The sequence below is a fragment of the Desulforamulus ruminis DSM 2154 genome (genome assembly GCF_000215085.1).
Lineage (GTDB): Bacteria > Bacillota > Desulfotomaculia > Desulfotomaculales > Desulfotomaculaceae > Desulfotomaculum > Desulfotomaculum ruminis.
Window position 1 is genome coordinate 2,361,704 of sequence record NC_015589.1, and the last position, 15,103, is coordinate 2,376,806.

Annotated in this window: 12 protein-coding genes; 4 read left to right on the forward strand and 8 right to left on the reverse strand. The window is 54.4% G+C overall.

Features of this window, described 5'->3' with window-relative positions; translation table 11 throughout:
* Positions 1 to 89: 89 nt before the first annotated feature.
* From DESRU_RS11805 to DESRU_RS11840, 8 genes are all read right to left on the reverse strand, one after another.
* Complete coding sequence (locus DESRU_RS11805; RefSeq protein WP_013842335.1) at positions 90 to 1,007, reverse strand: dihydroorotate dehydrogenase; 918 nt, start codon at positions 1,005 to 1,007, stop codon at positions 90 to 92.
* Positions 1,004 to 1,792, reverse strand: coding sequence for a dihydroorotate dehydrogenase electron transfer subunit (locus DESRU_RS11810; protein ID WP_013842336.1), 789 nt, complete (start codon positions 1,790 to 1,792; stop codon positions 1,004 to 1,006). The genes DESRU_RS11805 and DESRU_RS11810 overlap by 4 nt, the downstream gene beginning before the upstream one ends.
* 66 nt (positions 1,793 to 1,858) lie before the next feature.
* Complete coding sequence (carB, locus tag DESRU_RS11815; protein WP_013842337.1) at positions 1,859 to 5,104, reverse strand: carbamoyl-phosphate synthase large subunit; 3,246 nt, start codon at positions 5,102 to 5,104, stop codon at positions 1,859 to 1,861.
* Entirely contained in the window at positions 5,082 to 6,197 is a 1,116-nt protein-coding gene (gene carA, locus DESRU_RS11820) for a glutamine-hydrolyzing carbamoyl-phosphate synthase small subunit (protein ID WP_013842338.1), read from the reverse strand. Before carA ends, carB begins: the two co-directional genes overlap by 23 nt.
* Before the next feature lie 77 nt (positions 6,198 to 6,274).
* Positions 6,275 to 7,561 (reverse strand): dihydroorotase, encoded by a 1,287-nt coding sequence (locus DESRU_RS11825; protein WP_013842339.1) that lies wholly within the window; start codon positions 7,559 to 7,561, stop codon positions 6,275 to 6,277.
* Positions 7,545 to 8,483 (reverse strand): aspartate carbamoyltransferase catalytic subunit, encoded by a 939-nt coding sequence (locus tag DESRU_RS11830; protein WP_013842340.1) that lies wholly within the window; start codon positions 8,481 to 8,483, stop codon positions 7,545 to 7,547. The genes DESRU_RS11825 and DESRU_RS11830 overlap by 17 nt, the downstream gene beginning before the upstream one ends.
* A gap of 169 nt (positions 8,484 to 8,652) precedes the next feature.
* On the reverse strand, positions 8,653 to 9,207 hold the full coding sequence (gene pyrR, locus DESRU_RS11835) for a bifunctional pyr operon transcriptional regulator/uracil phosphoribosyltransferase PyrR (protein WP_013842341.1): 555 nt from the start codon (positions 9,205 to 9,207) through the stop codon (positions 8,653 to 8,655).
* Positions 9,208 to 9,624: 417 nt separating this feature from the next.
* On the reverse strand, positions 9,625 to 9,900 hold the full coding sequence (locus tag DESRU_RS11840) for a YqhV family protein (RefSeq protein WP_013842342.1): 276 nt from the start codon (positions 9,898 to 9,900) through the stop codon (positions 9,625 to 9,627).
* 120 nt (positions 9,901 to 10,020) lie between these two features.
* On the opposite strand from DESRU_RS11840, the gene DESRU_RS11845 reads away from it, so the two are divergent.
* The 4 genes from DESRU_RS11845 to DESRU_RS11860 all read left to right on the forward strand — a co-directional run bounded on the left by DESRU_RS11845 (position 10,021) and on the right by DESRU_RS11860 (position 15,103).
* Positions 10,021 to 11,472: an MFS transporter gene (locus tag DESRU_RS11845; protein WP_013842343.1), complete on the forward strand. Its 1,452-nt coding sequence runs from the start codon at positions 10,021 to 10,023 to the stop codon at positions 11,470 to 11,472.
* 124 nt (positions 11,473 to 11,596) lie between these two features.
* Positions 11,597 to 12,406, forward strand: coding sequence for a phosphosulfolactate synthase (gene comA, locus DESRU_RS11850; protein WP_013842344.1), 810 nt, complete (start codon positions 11,597 to 11,599; stop codon positions 12,404 to 12,406).
* Positions 12,407 to 12,686: 280 nt separating this feature from the next.
* Positions 12,687 to 13,307 carry a TetR/AcrR family transcriptional regulator gene (locus tag DESRU_RS11855; RefSeq protein ID WP_013842345.1) on the forward strand — a complete coding sequence of 207 codons (621 nt, stop codon included), beginning with the start codon at positions 12,687 to 12,689 and terminating at the stop codon, positions 13,305 to 13,307.
* A gap of 53 nt (positions 13,308 to 13,360) precedes the next feature.
* Positions 13,361 to 15,103 carry an ABC transporter ATP-binding protein gene (locus DESRU_RS11860; RefSeq protein WP_013842346.1) on the forward strand — a complete coding sequence of 581 codons (1,743 nt, stop codon included), beginning with the start codon at positions 13,361 to 13,363 and terminating at the stop codon, positions 15,101 to 15,103.

Sequence of the window (15,103 nt, forward strand, 5' to 3'; positions counted from 1 at the left end):
CCACAAGCATTAACCCTTAAAGTCTAACAACTAGACCCTAAAAGACTACCCCAAAGGCTAATAACCGACCCCCAAGAAATACCCACGAGCTAGGCCGAATGAGCCGCTCCGATCAGTTCGTTAATATCTTCGATCTGCTGCTCCAGCAAATATCGCTCGATCCCTTCCAGCACATCCAGGGTGGCCCGGGGATTGATGAAGTTGGCGGTGCCTACCGCCACGGCGCTGGCCCCGGCCAGGATAAACTCCAGGGCGTCTTCCCAAGAACAGATCCCGCCCATGCCGATGATGGGGAGCTGAACCGCCCGGTAAACCTGCCACACCGCCCTGACGGCCACCGGCTTTACCGCCGGCCCCGAAAGTCCGCCCATAACATTGGCTAAAACCGGCTTTCTTTTGCGCACGTCAATGGCCATCCCCAGCAGGGTGTTGATTAAGGACAGGGCGTCCGCCCCGGCTTCTTCCACCGCCCTGGCGATAGCCCCAATATCGGTCACATTGGGGGACAGCTTGACCATCACCGGCAGTTGGGTGGCCGCTTTGACCGCCCGGGTTACTTCCGCCGCCGTAAAGGGGTCGCCCCCAAAGGCCATGCCCCCTTTTTTTACATTGGGGCAGGAGATGTTTACCTCCAGGCCGGCAATGCCCGCCACCCCGTCCAATTTGCCCGCCAGTTGGGCGTATTCTTCCACGGTATTACCGGCAATATTTACAATGACCGGGATTTCCAGGCCGGCAAAGTAAGGGGCGGTCTTTTGAATTAATTGATCCGCCCCGGGATTCTGCAGGCCGATGGAATTTAAAATTCCCGCCGGGGTTTCGGCCATTCTGGGCGTAGGGTTGCCCTGCCGCGGCTCTAAGGTGGTGCCTTTTACCACTATGGCCCCCAGCCGGTTGATGTCCACATAAGGGGAGTATTCCGGTCCGAAGCCAAAGGTCCCCGAGGCGGTGGTCACCGGATTTTTCATTTGAATGCCGCCAATATTCACCGCTAAACAGGGCTTCATTCCCACACCACCTGCCAGGAGGGAAAGACCGGACCGTCGGCACAAACCCTTTTATGGGTTGTTTCCCCATGGTGGGAAATTTTCACGGCACAGGAAAGACAGGCGCCCACACCACAGCCCATATGTTCCTCCAGGGAAGCTTCTCCGGGCACGTCGGCCTCCTGCAGCAGGGCGGCAATTTCTTTCATCATGCCTTTGGGTCCGCACATGTAGGTCATGGCGGTGCGCCGCCAGTCCGGATGTTTTTGCATCAGCTCCGGCACAGTGCCCTTAAAGCCAAAGGAGCCGTCGTCGGTGGCCACCACCACTTCCGCTTCCATCTGTTCAAACTGCCCGTCGCAAAGCAGGCTTTTTTTATCCCGGGCTCCCAGGTAAAGGGTTACCTGGCACTTCATATGCGCCAGTTCCTGCACTAAAAATACCAGGGGAGCCGCTCCGATGCCCCCGGCGGCCACCGCTACCCGGGAACCCGGCAATGGCATGGAAAAACCGCGCCCCAGGGGGCCCATCAGATTGACCCTTTCTCCGGGCTGTTTTTGGGCCAACAGTGCGGTACCTGCGCCCGCCACCCGGAACAGCAGCGCCAGCACTCCTTTGGGCCGGCTCACCATGTGAATGGAAAGGGGCCTCCGTAAAAGAGGATCTTTGCTGTCACTGCAGCGGATATGCACAAATTGGCCCGGCACTGCCAGCCGGGCAATATCCGGAGCTTCCAGCTCCATATAAAAGGTCTCCGGCGCCACCGGGTAAACCGCCAGCACCCTGGCGTCCATTACTTTTGACATGATCTCTCCTCCGTTCAGAGGTTTTTTCGGCTTGGGGTAAATTTCCGTTTTCTTAGTTTACCTTTTTTATTCTCTCCTTGGCAAGTTCTTCCGGCGGTTGTCCAGGTAGTTTTGCAGCGGAATTAAATCCGGCACTTCCCCTTCCTGGATTCCGTATAGTACCTCCAGCATGACCCAGGCAGTATCCATGGAAGTCAGGCAGGGAATACCGTGCTCGACGGCGGAACGGCGGATTTTAAAACCGTCCCGCCAGGGATCTTTACCCCGGCTGATGGTATTGATGACCAAGTTTATCCGGTTGGCTTTAATCAGGTCCACAATGGTTTCTCCACCCTCGTTAACCTTGTTGACTGTTTCCACTGCAATGCCCCGGCTCTGCAAAAATCCGGCGGTGCCTCGGGTGGCGCAAACCTTGTAGCCCAGTTCCACCAAGCCCTGAATCACCGGCAAAGCCTCTTCTTTATCCCGGTCGGCGATGGTGGCCAATACCGTTCCCTGTTTGGGAAACTCCGTGCCGCTGGCCAGCAGGGCCTTAAACAGGGCCACCGGCAGATCCTTATCTACGCCCAGCACTTCTCCGGTGGATTTCATTTCCGGTCCCAGGGAAACATCCACGTCCAGCAGTTTGCCGAAGGAGAACACCGGCGCCTTGACCGCCACCAAACCGGTTTCCGGATAAAGACCGCCCCGGTAGCCCATCTGCTCCAGGGTTTTACCCAGAATGCATTTGGTGGCCAGGTTGACCATGGGAATGCCGGTCACTTTGCTCAAATAAGGCACGGTCCGGCTGGACCGGGGGTTTACTTCGATGACATAGACCTGACCTTCGTGCAGGACATATTGAATATTGACCAGTCCCTTAATTCCCAGGGCCAGGGACAGCCGGCAGGTATAGTCCACCATTTGCTGCGTCTGCTCCCGGGTCAGGGTCTGGGCCGGGTATACCGCAATGCTGTCGCCGGAATGGACGCCGGCCCGCTCAATGTGTTCCATAATGCCCGGGATGAGCACGGCAGCGCCGTCGCAAATGGCATCCACCTCAAACTCCCGTCCCACCAGATAGCGGTCCACCAGCACCGGGTGCTCGGGCGTGATCTTCACCGCCCTCTCCATGTAGGAAAAAAGTTCCTCCTGGGAATAAACAATCTCCATGGCCCGGCCTCCTAAAACATAAGAGGGGCGAACCAGTACCGGGAAACCGATTTCCCCGGCGATGGCAGCCGCTTCTTCCACAGAGAAGGCCGTGCGGCCCGGCGGTTTGGGAATATCCAGTTCAATGAGCAGCCGGTCAAAACGTTCCCGGTCTTCAGCCGCGTCAATGGCATCTACTGAAGTGCCCAGGATTGGTATCCCCGCCTCTTCCAGGGGCTTGGCCAATTGGATGGCCGTTTGACCTCCAAATTGGACAATAACGCCTTGGGGCTTTTCCTGCTCCAGGATGTTTAACACGTCTTCCGCTACCAGGGGCTCAAAATAAAGCCGGTCCGCCGTATCGAAATCGGTGCTGACCGTCTCCGGGTTATTATTAATGGTAATGGCCTCCAGGCCCTCTTCCCGCAGGGCCCAGACCGAATGGACCGAACAGTAGTCAAACTCAATGCCCTGGCCGATGCGGATGGGACCGGAACCCAGCACCACCACCTTGGTGCGGTCGGTTGCCCCGGCCTCGTCCTCGGTTTCATAACAGGAGTAATAATATGGCGTAAGGGCCTCAAATTCCGCGGCACAGGTATCCACCATCTTGTACACCGGAGCAATGCCCGCAGACTTTCTGGTTTGCCTGATGGCCTTTTCCGTTAGACCCGTTAGCCATGCCAGGTAGCGGTCGGCTAAACCGTATTTTTTGGCCCGGCCCAGGGTTTGTTCCGTCAAGGCTCCTGCCGCTGCTTCCCGGCACAGGTTTTCCTCAAAGGAAACTAATTCTTTAAGCTTATGCAGAAAGAAGAGGTCCATGGCGCTTAATTCCGCGGCCCGCTCCACCGTTCCTCCCCGGCGGAAAAACTCGGCCACGGCAAAAAGCCTCTGATCTTCCACTTTAATCAGCTTATCCTCTAGTTCCTCCAAGGAAAGCTCCGTCATCTCCGGCATCCGCAGGCCGTAAAGTCCCACTTCCAAAGAGCGGATGGCTTTCATCAGGGCGGCTTCAAAGGTCCGGTCAATGGCCATCACTTCGCCGGTGGCTTTCATCTGGGTTCCCAGGGTCCGGTCGGCCCCGGTAAATTTATCAAAGGGCCAGCGGGGAAATTTAACCACCACATAATCCAGGGTTGGTTCAAAGCAGGCGTAGGTTTTCCCGGTCACCGAGTTGCGGATTTCATCCAGGGTCAGTCCAATGGCAATCTTGGCCGCCACCTTGGCAATGGGGTAGCCGGTGGCTTTGGAAGCCAGGGCTGAAGAACGGGAAACCCGGGGATTCACTTCAATCACATAATATCGAAAGCTATAGGGGTCCAGAGCGTACTGCACATTGCAGCCGCCTTCGATGCCCAGAGCCCGGATGATTTTCAGGGAGGCGCTGCGCAGCATCTGGTACTCCCGGTCGCTGAGGGTCTGGGACGGGGCCACCACAATGCTGTCCCCGGTATGAACACCAACGGCGTCCAGGTTTTCCATATTGCACACGGTAATGCAGTTGTCGGCGCTGTCCCGCATGACCTCATATTCAATTTCTTTCCAGCCCGCCACACTGCGCTCCACCAGAATCTGTCCGATTAAACTGTGCTTCAGACCCCGGGTGGCCACCGCCTCCAGTTCCCAACGGTTTTGGGCAATGCCCCCGCCGGTGCCGCCCAGGGTATAGGCCGGGCGGACAATCACCGGGTAATCAATGGCCTCGGCAAACTCCAGGGCTTCCCGCACGGAACAAACAATGGCGCTTTCCGGTACCGGCTCGTCAATTTGTTCCATCATTAACTTAAACATTTCCCGGTCTTCGGCCTTACGGATGGCATCCAGGGGGGTTCCCAGCAGGGTAACCCCTTCCTCATCCAAGACTCCTTTCTCCGCCAGTTGGAGGGCTATATTCAGCCCCACCTGGCCGCCAAGGGTCGGCAGCAGGCCGTCGGGCTTTTCCTGCCGGATGACCCGGGTTACAAATTTCGGTGTTAAGGGCTCTATATAGACTTTATCGGCCATATGGGCATCGGTCATAATAGTGGCGGGGTTGGAGTTCACCAGCACCACCTCCAGGCCCTCTTCCTTCAGGGCCCGGCAGGCCTGGGTGCCGGCGTAATCAAACTCCGCCGCCTGTCCGATGACAATGGGACCGGAACCAATGACCAGAACTTTTTTAATTTCCCGCTTTTTGGGCATGGGTACCCTCCCCTCGTTTCGCTGAAAAATCATGAATATGATTCAGGAAATGATCAAAGAGATACTCGGAATCCATGGGACCCGGGGCCGCTTCCGGATGATACTGCACCGAAAAGATGGGCAGGGTTTTATGCTGCAGCCCTTCCACCGTATGATCATTTAAATTGATATGGGACACTTCCATTTCCGGGGGCAGGGAATCCTGATCCACCGTGAAACCGTGGTTCTGGGAGGTAATATAAACCCTGCCGGTGCGCAGATCCTTCACCGGATGATTGGCCCCCCGGTGACCGAACTTCAGTTTATACGTCCTGCCTCCCATGGCCAACCCGATAATTTGGTGGCCCAGGCAAATACCGAAAATGGGTAATTGGCCGATCAGCCGGCGCACGGTTTCCACCGCTTTGGGCACATCGGTGGGATCTCCGGGGCCGTTGGAAAGCATAATGCCCTTGGGCTGCAGGGCCAAAATTTCTTCGGCAGCGGTATCCGGCGGCACCACCACCACTTCGCAGTCCCGGTTATTCAGGCAGCGGACGATGTTGGCTTTGGCCCCAAAATCCATCAGCACCACCCGGTGTCCGTTTCCGGGAACGGTATAAATTTCCCGGGTGGCCACGGTGGGCACCAGCTCCTGGCCGGAAATTTGGGGGCAGTTCTTGGCTTTGGCCACCAGTTCCGCGGGGTCCGACACCTCGGTGCTGATAATTCCCCGCAGAGTACCATGGCTGCGAATCTTCCGGGTCAAGGCCCGGGTGTCGATGCCGGCAATGCCGATGACGCCCTCCCGGGCCAAAAATTCATCAATTTTATTGCTAACCCGCCAGTTGCTGGGACGATCACACTCTTCTTTGACCACAAAACCCCGCACAAAGGAACTCTTGGCTTCAAAATCTTCTTTATTGATGCCGTAGTTGCCAATCAGCGGGTAGGTCATGACCACGATCTGGCCGCAGTAGGACGGGTCCGTCAGAACCTCTTGATAACCGGTCATGCCGGTATTAAAAACCACTTCTCCCCATTGTTCGCCGGTGGCCCCAAAGGCCCTGCCGCTAAAAATGGTTCCATCTTCCAGTACCAATCGTGCTTGCATTATGTTAAGACACCTCCGTCAATTGTTTGCCACACTGTATAATTATACAACAGTTCGCATAATTATTTAACCTCTTTTTATTCCCGGAGCCGTCTGTTTTGCATCACAATTCTTCCTTCCACCAGGGTCATCACCGGCAGTCCGGTTAGTTTCCGGCCCCCGAAGGGAGTATTCCTGCTCTTGCCGGCCCAGTTTGCCGGGTCCACAACCTCGCTCAGTTGAGGATCAATCAGGGTAATATCCGCCGGGGCTCCTTTTTCCAGTCTGCCTCCGGCCAGTCCCAGCACCTGTCTGGGGTGGCGGCTTAGTTTGGCCACCGCCTGGGGTACGGTTAATATTCCCGGGTGCACCAATTCGGTGAACACCAGGCCCAAGGCGGTTTCCAGGCCCACCAGGCCGTTGGGGGCCAGTTGGAACTCCACATCCTTCTCATGAAAGGCATGGGGCGCGTGGTCGGTGGCAATGACATCAATGGTGCCGTCCTTTAAACCTTCCTTTATGGCCTCCACGTCTTCCCGGCTGCGCAGGGGCGGGTTTACTTTGGCGTTGGTATTAAAACCCAGCACTGCCTCTTCGGTCAAGGTAAAATGATGGGGGGTGGCCTCCGCCGTCACCTTAACGCCGCGTTCTTTGGCCTGCCGGAGCAGCCGCACCGAACCCCGGGTGCTGATATGGGCCAGATGCAGCTTACATCCGGTAGACTCCGCCAGCAGGATATCCCGGGCCACCATGACCTCTTCGGCCGCGGCAGGAATTCCTTGCAGACCAAGCATGGAGGAAACCGCTCCCTCATGCATTTGCCCGCCGGCAGCCAGAGTTAAATCCTCGCAGTGGGAGATTACCGTTAATCCCAGCATGGCTGCGTACTGCATAACCCGGCGCATCATCCCCGCATCCATGACCGGCATGCCGTCATCGGAAAGGGCCACGGCGCCGGCCTTCTTTAAGTCCGCCATTTCGGTCAACTCCCGGCCTTTGGAGCCCTTGGTCAGGGCGCCGATGGGATAGACCTTGGCCGCCCCCTCCCGGGCCTTTTCCAGGATATAACGGATGACCGTCGCATTATCCGCCACCGGGTCGCTGTTGGGCATGGAGGCCACCGCCGTAAACCCGCCCATGGCGGCGGCCCGGGTGCCGCTGATAATATCCTCTTTGTATTCAAAGCCCGGCTCCCGCAGGTGAACATGCATGTCCACCAGTCCCGGGCATACATAGCAGCCGGAGGCCTCAACAATTTCCGCTCCCGGGGCCTGCAAACCTTTCCCCAGGTCAACAATCCTGCCTCCCTGCACCAATATATCGACCTGATCAAGGGTTTCCGCCACGGGATCCACCAGTTCGCCGCCCTTAATGAGCAATTGCATTGACTTCACCTCCGGTTAACAGGTATAAAAGCGCCATTCTTACGGCCACCCCGTTGGTTACCTGGTCTAAAATCACCGACCGACTGCCGTAGGCCACCTCGGCGCTGATCTCCACCCCCCGGTTAATGGGTCCCGGGTGCAGCACCAGGGCATCCGGGGCGGTAAGTTCCAGCCGTCTTTGATTCATCCCAAAGAGCCGGCTGTATTCCCGGATAGAAGGGAATAATCCCTGCTGCTGTCTTTCCAACTGTATGCGCAGCATGTTTACCACATCCGCCCCTTCCAGGGCGGCATCCAATTCTGAATAAACTTTAACGCCCATTTGTTCAATGTCCGGGGGCATCAGGGTGGACGGGCCGCTTACCCGTACCTCCGCCCCCATTTTGGTCAAGCCCCAGATGTTGGACCTGGCCACCCGGCTATGGAGAATATCGCCCACAATGGCTACCTTCAGTCCGGTCAGGGTTCCCTTTTTCTCCCGGATGGTAAACAGGTCCAGCAGGGCCTGGGTGGGGTGCTCATGGGTCCCGTCCCCGGCATTGATGACCGCAGCCGGAATGCACCGGGCCAGGTATTCGGCCGCCCCGCTGGCCGGATGGCGGATCACCACAACATCCACACCCATGGCATTTAAGGTTAAGCCGGTGTCCCGGAGGCTTTCGCCCTTGGCCACGGAACTGCTGGAAGCGCTGAGCCCCACGGTGTCCGCGCTTAAAAACTTGGCTGCCAGGTCAAAGGAGGATCGGGTCCGGGTACTGTTCTCATAAAAGAGTGTAACCACACTCCGGCCTCTTAGAGTCGGTGTTTTCTTGATTTTTCTGCCGATAATTCCTTTCATGGGCACCGCAGTATCCAATATCAGGCTTATTTCTTCCGCTGTCAGATCCCTGAGACCCAGAAGATCTTTTCTTTGCCAGCCCATCCAATCCCCCCTTAAAATAATAAAACCTCAACCGGGCAGGGATGCCCGGCTGAGGCCGGCAATTTTGCAATGGGGCCCTGAAACGGACCTTCCTTGCGCCTGAATCCCTTTCGGGATAACCTTGCCGGCCTCTCTGGACCGCTTTTAAAGGTGTCGTTCAGGAACCTATTTAATTCCCCTCCAGGATCACAACTCTTTCTTCGCCGTCGATTTCCGACAATCTTACGGAAATGACTTCCTTCCGGGAAGTGGGAACATTTTTCCCCACATAGTCGGCCCGGATTGGAATCTCCCGGTGCCCCCGGTCGATCAATACCGCCAGTTGCACCACTTCCGGCCTGCCCAGATCCATGATGGCATCCAGGGCCGCCCTGACGGTACGCCCGGTGTAAAGCACATCGTCGACCAGCACCAGCTTTTTACCGGCTACCGGGAAGGGTACCTCCGTTTGATGTACCTGGGGCTGATTGGCCAAAGTGGTCAAGTCGTCCCGGTACAGGGTTATATCCAGAATTCCCACCGGCACGGTGGTTCCCTCAATATCTGAAATATATTTGGCCAAACGCTGGGCCAGGGGCACACCCCGCCTGCGCACGCCAATCAGGGCCAGGTTTTCTACGCCCTTATTCCGTTCAATAATTTCGTGGGCAATGCGCACCATCGCCCTTCTCATTCCTTTATCATCCAGTATCTGGGCTTTTTCATGCAAATCTTTTTCATCCACTGGCAGCTCACCTCCAAAATACCTAAGGACACTAAAAAATGCTTACCCTATTCGGTAAGCAGGCATAGTTTAACCCATATAAAGCGGTTCTATGTCCCTTACCGGCCTCCCAGGACCAAATTAAAGGTTTTCCTGTACAAGTTTACCATCGGCCCCTTGGACTTGTCAACCCCGATCGACTCGGCGTTGATTTACTCAGCGGATGCTAAAAAAATATAATGGAACGCGGATTTTGCGGATTTACGCGGATCTTCACGGATTTTTATTTGTAAATATAATTCAGTTAAGCTGCTTTCCTGTATGGGTTATTTTCGTAAAGTCATGCTGTTCCTTTTTTATAACGCCCATAAATCCGCGTTAATCCGCCTAATCCGTAAAATCCGTGTTCTATTTATTTTTATTCGTTTTATGGTTTAGTCAGGATTTATTAACGCCATAAAAAATCAGGACCACCCCGGAAAAAATAATCGCAATTTTGCTGATGGAAACTTTTCCCGCTAAACCTGCCAAGCCCAGGACGGTCACCAGAATCATCACTGAAGGCCCCACCAAGGCCAGAACGGCATTTATTTTCAGAGCGGTTTCCACTCTGCCAAATTTTAGCATTAAAAAGGCTGCCGTAAGCTCGATGCTGGCGGATACACAGCGAAGCATGGCCATGGCAAAGACAATTTTATCCGTAACAAAAAACATATTCTCCCTCCGCTTCCAGTTCCTAATCTTTAAATATGCCGGATTAAAGAATTAAATGCATACCGGAAGGTCTACCGAGAGAAAATACATTTTGCCGAACCTATCAATGATAAGGACGTGATGATCTTGTCGCAAGCAGCCCCAGCAGGCAACAATGAAAATAAGGTGAACAAATTTACCCTGGCCGCACTCGCCGGTGTGCCCCTGATTATGGTGCTGGGGAACTCCATGCTGATTCCTGTTCTGCCGCAAATGGCCAAGTCTTTACAGGTTTCTCAAATGCAAATCAGCTTAATTATTACCCTGTTTTCCGTTCCGGCCGGATTGGTGATTCCCTTTGCGGGGTTCCTTTCCGACCGCTTTGGACGAAAAAAGATTATTTTGCCCGGCCTTTTCCTTTATGGCCTGGGAGGTCTTTTGGCCGGCGTGGCAGCACTCTTTTTTAAAGAAAATGCCTTTCCCTGGATTTTGGGCAGCCGAGTGCTGCAGGGCATCGGGGCCGCCGGTACCGCGCCCATTGCCATGGCCTTCTGCGGCGACCTCTGGAAAGGCAAGGAAAGGGCCAAATCTTTGGGTGTCATTGAAGCTTCCAACGGCATGGGCAAAGTCAGCAGCCCCATTCTGGGAGCGCTGGTGGGTCTGATTGCTTGGTGGGCCATTTTTTTCTTTTTTCCTATTGTCATTACCCTGGTTATCCTGGCAGTCTGGTTTCTCACCAAAGAACCCGAAACTCAGAAAAAAACTCAAAAAGTCAGCGAATATGTAGGGTCCATAAAAAAAGTATTCAAGAAAAAGGCGCCGCTGCTGCTTACCAGTTTTTTTGCCGGTTCTGCCGCCCTGCTCATTTTGTTTGGCGTGCTCTTCTATTTATCCGACTTCCTGGAAAAAAAATATGGCCTGGATGGCGTTTTAAAAGGCGCCGCCCTGGCCATTCCGGTACTCTTTATGAGCACCACTTCTTATATCACCGGAGCGCTGATCAAGAAAAAAGTGAAATTAATGAAATGGCTGGTGGTTATAGGTCATGCATTAATTGCCATTTCACTGGTCACCCTGCCCTTGTTTAATAACGTGTACATTTTTTTTGCCGGCATTTCCGTGGCGGGAATTGGCACCGGTCTGGTGCTTCCCTGCCTGAATACCTTGATTACCGGTGCTACGGATAAAGACGAACGGGGTTTGGTTACTTCCCTGTACGGAAGTGTACGCTTCCTCGGGGTAGCAGCCGGTCCTCCCCTCTTTGGCTGGCTGGTGGGTATTGGCCCGGACGCCATGTTCTGGGCCTCGGCAGGGCTGGCGGCGGTGGCGGCGGTCCTGGCCTTTATCTTTATTAAAGTCAAAGCCATCCAGTCATCCCAGCAGGAGGCTCCCCAGGGGGAACCTTCTACCGGGGACAAAAAGCAGCCGTCCCAGGTGGTTATCCAAGCCGCCGGTCAACCGGCTTTCTTTTACAAAAGTCTGGCCTGGCGCCCCACGGGACAGGTGATTCCGGCAGCCCGCAAGCCCATGCCGGGGGTTCATCGGGCCAAGCAGGAAGGACAGGTAAATAATGGTGATCAGCAAAACCGGTGACCACCTTTTTCCTTATCGCATATGTTAACTCATGGAACGCAGCAATCCAAACACGGGAAATGGACGGAGGTGTCAGACGGAACCCGTTTTTCCACCGGGACCCGTGAAAGGAGATGTCAGTTTTATGAATAACAGCAGTAAAAAAACGTGGCAGGAACTGCTGCGTTTCCCTCTGGGCGATCGCTGCCAGAAACCCCGGAACACCGGTCTAACCATGATTATTGATAAAGGCCTGGGGTTAGGCCAAACCAAAGATCTGCTCAATCTGGCCGGAGATTATATTGACTTCTTAAAACTTGGCTTTGGAACGTCCGCTCTTTATTACAATGAGGTATTGGAAGAGAAGATTCATCTGGTACGTTCCCACGGGGTGGATATTTACCCCGGAGGCACTTTTCTGGAAGTAGCGATTCTTCAGGACAAGCTCAGGGAATATCTGGTAATGGCTCGAGATTTTGGTTTTTCCGCTGTTGAAGTTTCCGACGGAACCATTGATTTGGATCCGGAAATCCGTACCCGGGCCATTACTCTTGCTGCTGAGATGGGTTTTAAGGTTTTGACCGAGGTGGGCAAAAAAGACCCTCAGGATGAGTTTGAAATTAAGCAAATTATTCAGTTGGTTAGCAGGGATATTGCCAACGGCGCTGCCCACGTTATTGTGGAAGGTCGGGAATCCGGTAAAGCAGTGGGGCTTTATGATCAAGACGGAAACCTGATTGTATCGGATTTGGAGGAACTGGTTCACGGCTTGGAACAACCCGATAAGCTCATATGGGAAGCACCTTTGAAGGAACAGCAACAGGAATTGATTTTGCGTTTTGGCCCCAATGTCAGCATTGGCAACGTGAATGCTCATGAAATCCTGGCTCTGGAGGCCTTACGGGTTGGCTTAAGGGCCGACACTTTAAAGGCAGTCCTACAAAGACAAAACTAAAGTCCCGCTCCTTGGCTGGAACCTTCCTTCCGGCAAGGAGTTTTTTATTAACCGGATCCTGTATCTTTTTTATATAGAAAAATTCCATTGGCCTTTGCCAACCCTTGGGACAAGGGATGGCAGAGGCGTTTATCCGGCTGCCATTTAATGATGCCGGGATACATTTTAATAATATCCATTGCAACTGTCCAAGTTTTTTACAAATGCTTGACAATTTTTCAAAAGGGAATTAATATAACAGTGTTATATAACTCTGTTATATCGAATTGGAGGATTCTGTATGAACCAGGAGGAACAAACAACGCAGCAGCGCATTTTACAGGCTGCCAAAGAGGAATTTCTGCGCTTGGGCTTCCAGGGGGCTTCCCTGCGCTCCATTGTGAAGGCGGCCGGTGTGACAACCGGGGCTTTGTACGGCTATTATTCCGACAAAAACGCGCTCTTTGACGCCCTGGTGCGGGAGGCTGCGGAAACACTGTACGAAATATACCTGCGGGCCCACGAGGAATTTGAAGCGCTGCCGCCTGAGCGGCAGGTTTCAGAGATGGTACAGTCTGCTCAGGCGGGCGTATGGGCGTGCTTTGAGTATATTTATGTACATTTTGACATCTTCAAGCTGCTTATCTGCCATGCCGAAGGCACATCTTACGAGCATTATCTGCATCGCCTGGCGGAGATTGAAGAAAAAAGCTCCTATTCTTTTTTCGGCTGTATGGAAGAGACGGGACACACTGTCCCTTTCATTTCAAAGGATCTCAACCATATGCTGGCCAGCGCTTACCTGTCGGGCTTTTTTGAAATTGTGGCCCATGACATGCCAAAAAAAGAGGCACAGGAATATGTCCGACAGCTTACGGATTTTTTTAGCGCCGGTTGGAAAAACCTCTTGGGGCTTAGTTAGTCCCCAAATTTTTACACAAGTTAGCAGTATCCAACTACCAAGGAGGTGTCATGATGGAGCAATCCAAAAAAACGGGGACCATCACCCGGCTTAAAGAATTTGCGGGTCCCCACCGGAAGAACTATCTGCTCTCGGTATTGTTGGCGGTGCTGGGGGTGCTGTGCAGTATGGTTCCCTATTTCGCGGTCTCCCAGATGATTCTGCGGCTGATTGAAGGCGGGCGGGATTTTACTTGGTATTTGAGCTGGTGCGCGGTTGCCGCCGCAGGTTTTCTGGGCAGGAGTATGCTGCACAATCTGTCCACCAGCCTGTCCCACAAAGCAACCTTTGCCGTTATTTCCGAAGTCCGGCGCCGCATTGCCCAAAAGCTGACCCGCGTTCCCATGGGCTATGTGCTGAATACTCCCTCGGGCAAATTTAAAAACACCATGGTGGAGAAGGTTGACAGCATCGAGCCCACCCTGGCCCATGTGCTGCCGGAAATGACCTCCAACCTGCTGGTGCCCCTGGCCATCATCGCCTATCTCTTTATTTTGGACTGGCGTATGGCGCTGGTTTCCCTCATCACGCTGCCCATCGGCGCTCTCTGCTATATGGGCATGATGAAGGACTACGAGCGCCGCTATGCCGAGTATGTGGGGGTGAGCCGGCACATGAACGCCACGGCGGTGGAATATACCAAGGGCATTGAGGTCATCAAGGCCTTCGGTCAGTCCGCTACCTCATACCAAAAATTTTCCGATGCGGTGCATCGCAATGCCACCTACGGCCTGGATTGGATGCGGGATGTTCAGTTGTACTTTTCCATGGGCATCGGCATCTGGCCCGCCGTCCTCATCGGCGTGCTGCCCGTTGGTTGCATCTTCTATGGAAACGGCTCCCTGACCGGCGCCGACTTTATCACCATTATGATTCTAGCGCTGGGGATCATGGCGCCGCTGCTCTCGGCCATGTATTACACCGATGACTTGGCCAAGATAAGGATTATTGTGGGTGAAATCGGGGCTATTCTTGATGAACCGGAACAGATACGCCCCACCCAGCCGGCCCAGCTTAGCAGTACGGACATCGAGCTGCGCGGCGTCACCTTTGGCTACGGTGAAAGCGAAGTCCTGCATGGCGTCGACCTGAACATCCCGGCGGGTTCGCTCACCGCACTGGTGGGACCCTCCGGCAGCGGCAAGTCCACCATCGCCAAACTCATCGCTTCTTTTTGGGACGTATCCGGCGGTTCGGTGTCCATCGGCGGCGTGGATGTGCGAAAGATCCCGGCCCATCAGCTAATGGATACCATTGCCTATGTGGCACAGGACAATTATCTGTTTGATCAGAGCATATTGGAAAACATCCGCCTGGGCCGCCCCTCCGCCACCGATCAGGAGGTCAAAGCAGCGGCCCAGGCAGCCGGTTGCCATGAATTTATCATGGGGCTGGAAAAAGGGTACGATACTGTGGCCGGTGGAGCCGGCGGACATCTCTCCGGCGGGGAGCGGCAGCGCATCACCATTGCCCGGGCCATGCTCAAAGATGCGCCCATTGTGATTCTGGATGAAGCCACCGCCTATACCGACCCGGAAAACGAGGCGGTAATCCAGAGTGCCGTGGCCAAGCTGGTGAAGGGAAAAACCCTCATTGTAATTGCCCACCGCCTTTCCACCATCATTGATTCCGATCAAATTGCCCTTATCGCCAAGGGACGTGTGGCGGCCGTCGGCACCCACAGTGAGCTTTTGGACAACAGCCCGCTGTACAAAGAATTATGGCAGGCGCATATCAGCGCCAAAGACGCCGCCTAA

Coding starts and splice junctions, on each gene's coding strand:
- carA (WP_013842338.1), bottom strand. CDS start 6,197: ATGCAAGCACGATTGGTACTGGAAGATGGAACCATTTTTAGCGGCAGG.
- DESRU_RS11855 (WP_013842345.1), top strand. CDS start 12,687: ATGAACCAGGAGGAACAAACAACGCAGCAGCGCATTTTACAGGCTGCC.
- DESRU_RS11825 (WP_013842339.1), bottom strand. CDS start 7,561: ATGCAATTGCTCATTAAGGGCGGCGAACTGGTGGATCCCGTGGCGGAA.
- DESRU_RS11840 (WP_013842342.1), bottom strand. CDS start 9,900: ATGTTTTTTGTTACGGATAAAATTGTCTTTGCCATGGCCATGCTTCGC.
- DESRU_RS11805 (WP_013842335.1), bottom strand. CDS start 1,007: ATGAAGCCCTGTTTAGCGGTGAATATTGGCGGCATTCAAATGAAAAAT.
- DESRU_RS11860 (WP_013842346.1), top strand. CDS start 13,361: ATGGAGCAATCCAAAAAAACGGGGACCATCACCCGGCTTAAAGAATTT.
- carB (WP_013842337.1), bottom strand. CDS start 5,104: ATGCCCAAAAAGCGGGAAATTAAAAAAGTTCTGGTCATTGGTTCCGGT.
- comA (WP_013842344.1), top strand. CDS start 11,597: ATGAATAACAGCAGTAAAAAAACGTGGCAGGAACTGCTGCGTTTCCCT.
- DESRU_RS11845 (WP_013842343.1), top strand. CDS start 10,021: ATGATCTTGTCGCAAGCAGCCCCAGCAGGCAACAATGAAAATAAGGTG.
- DESRU_RS11830 (WP_013842340.1), bottom strand. CDS start 8,483: ATGGGCTGGCAAAGAAAAGATCTTCTGGGTCTCAGGGATCTGACAGCG.
- DESRU_RS11810 (WP_013842336.1), bottom strand. CDS start 1,792: ATGTCAAAAGTAATGGACGCCAGGGTGCTGGCGGTTTACCCGGTGGCG.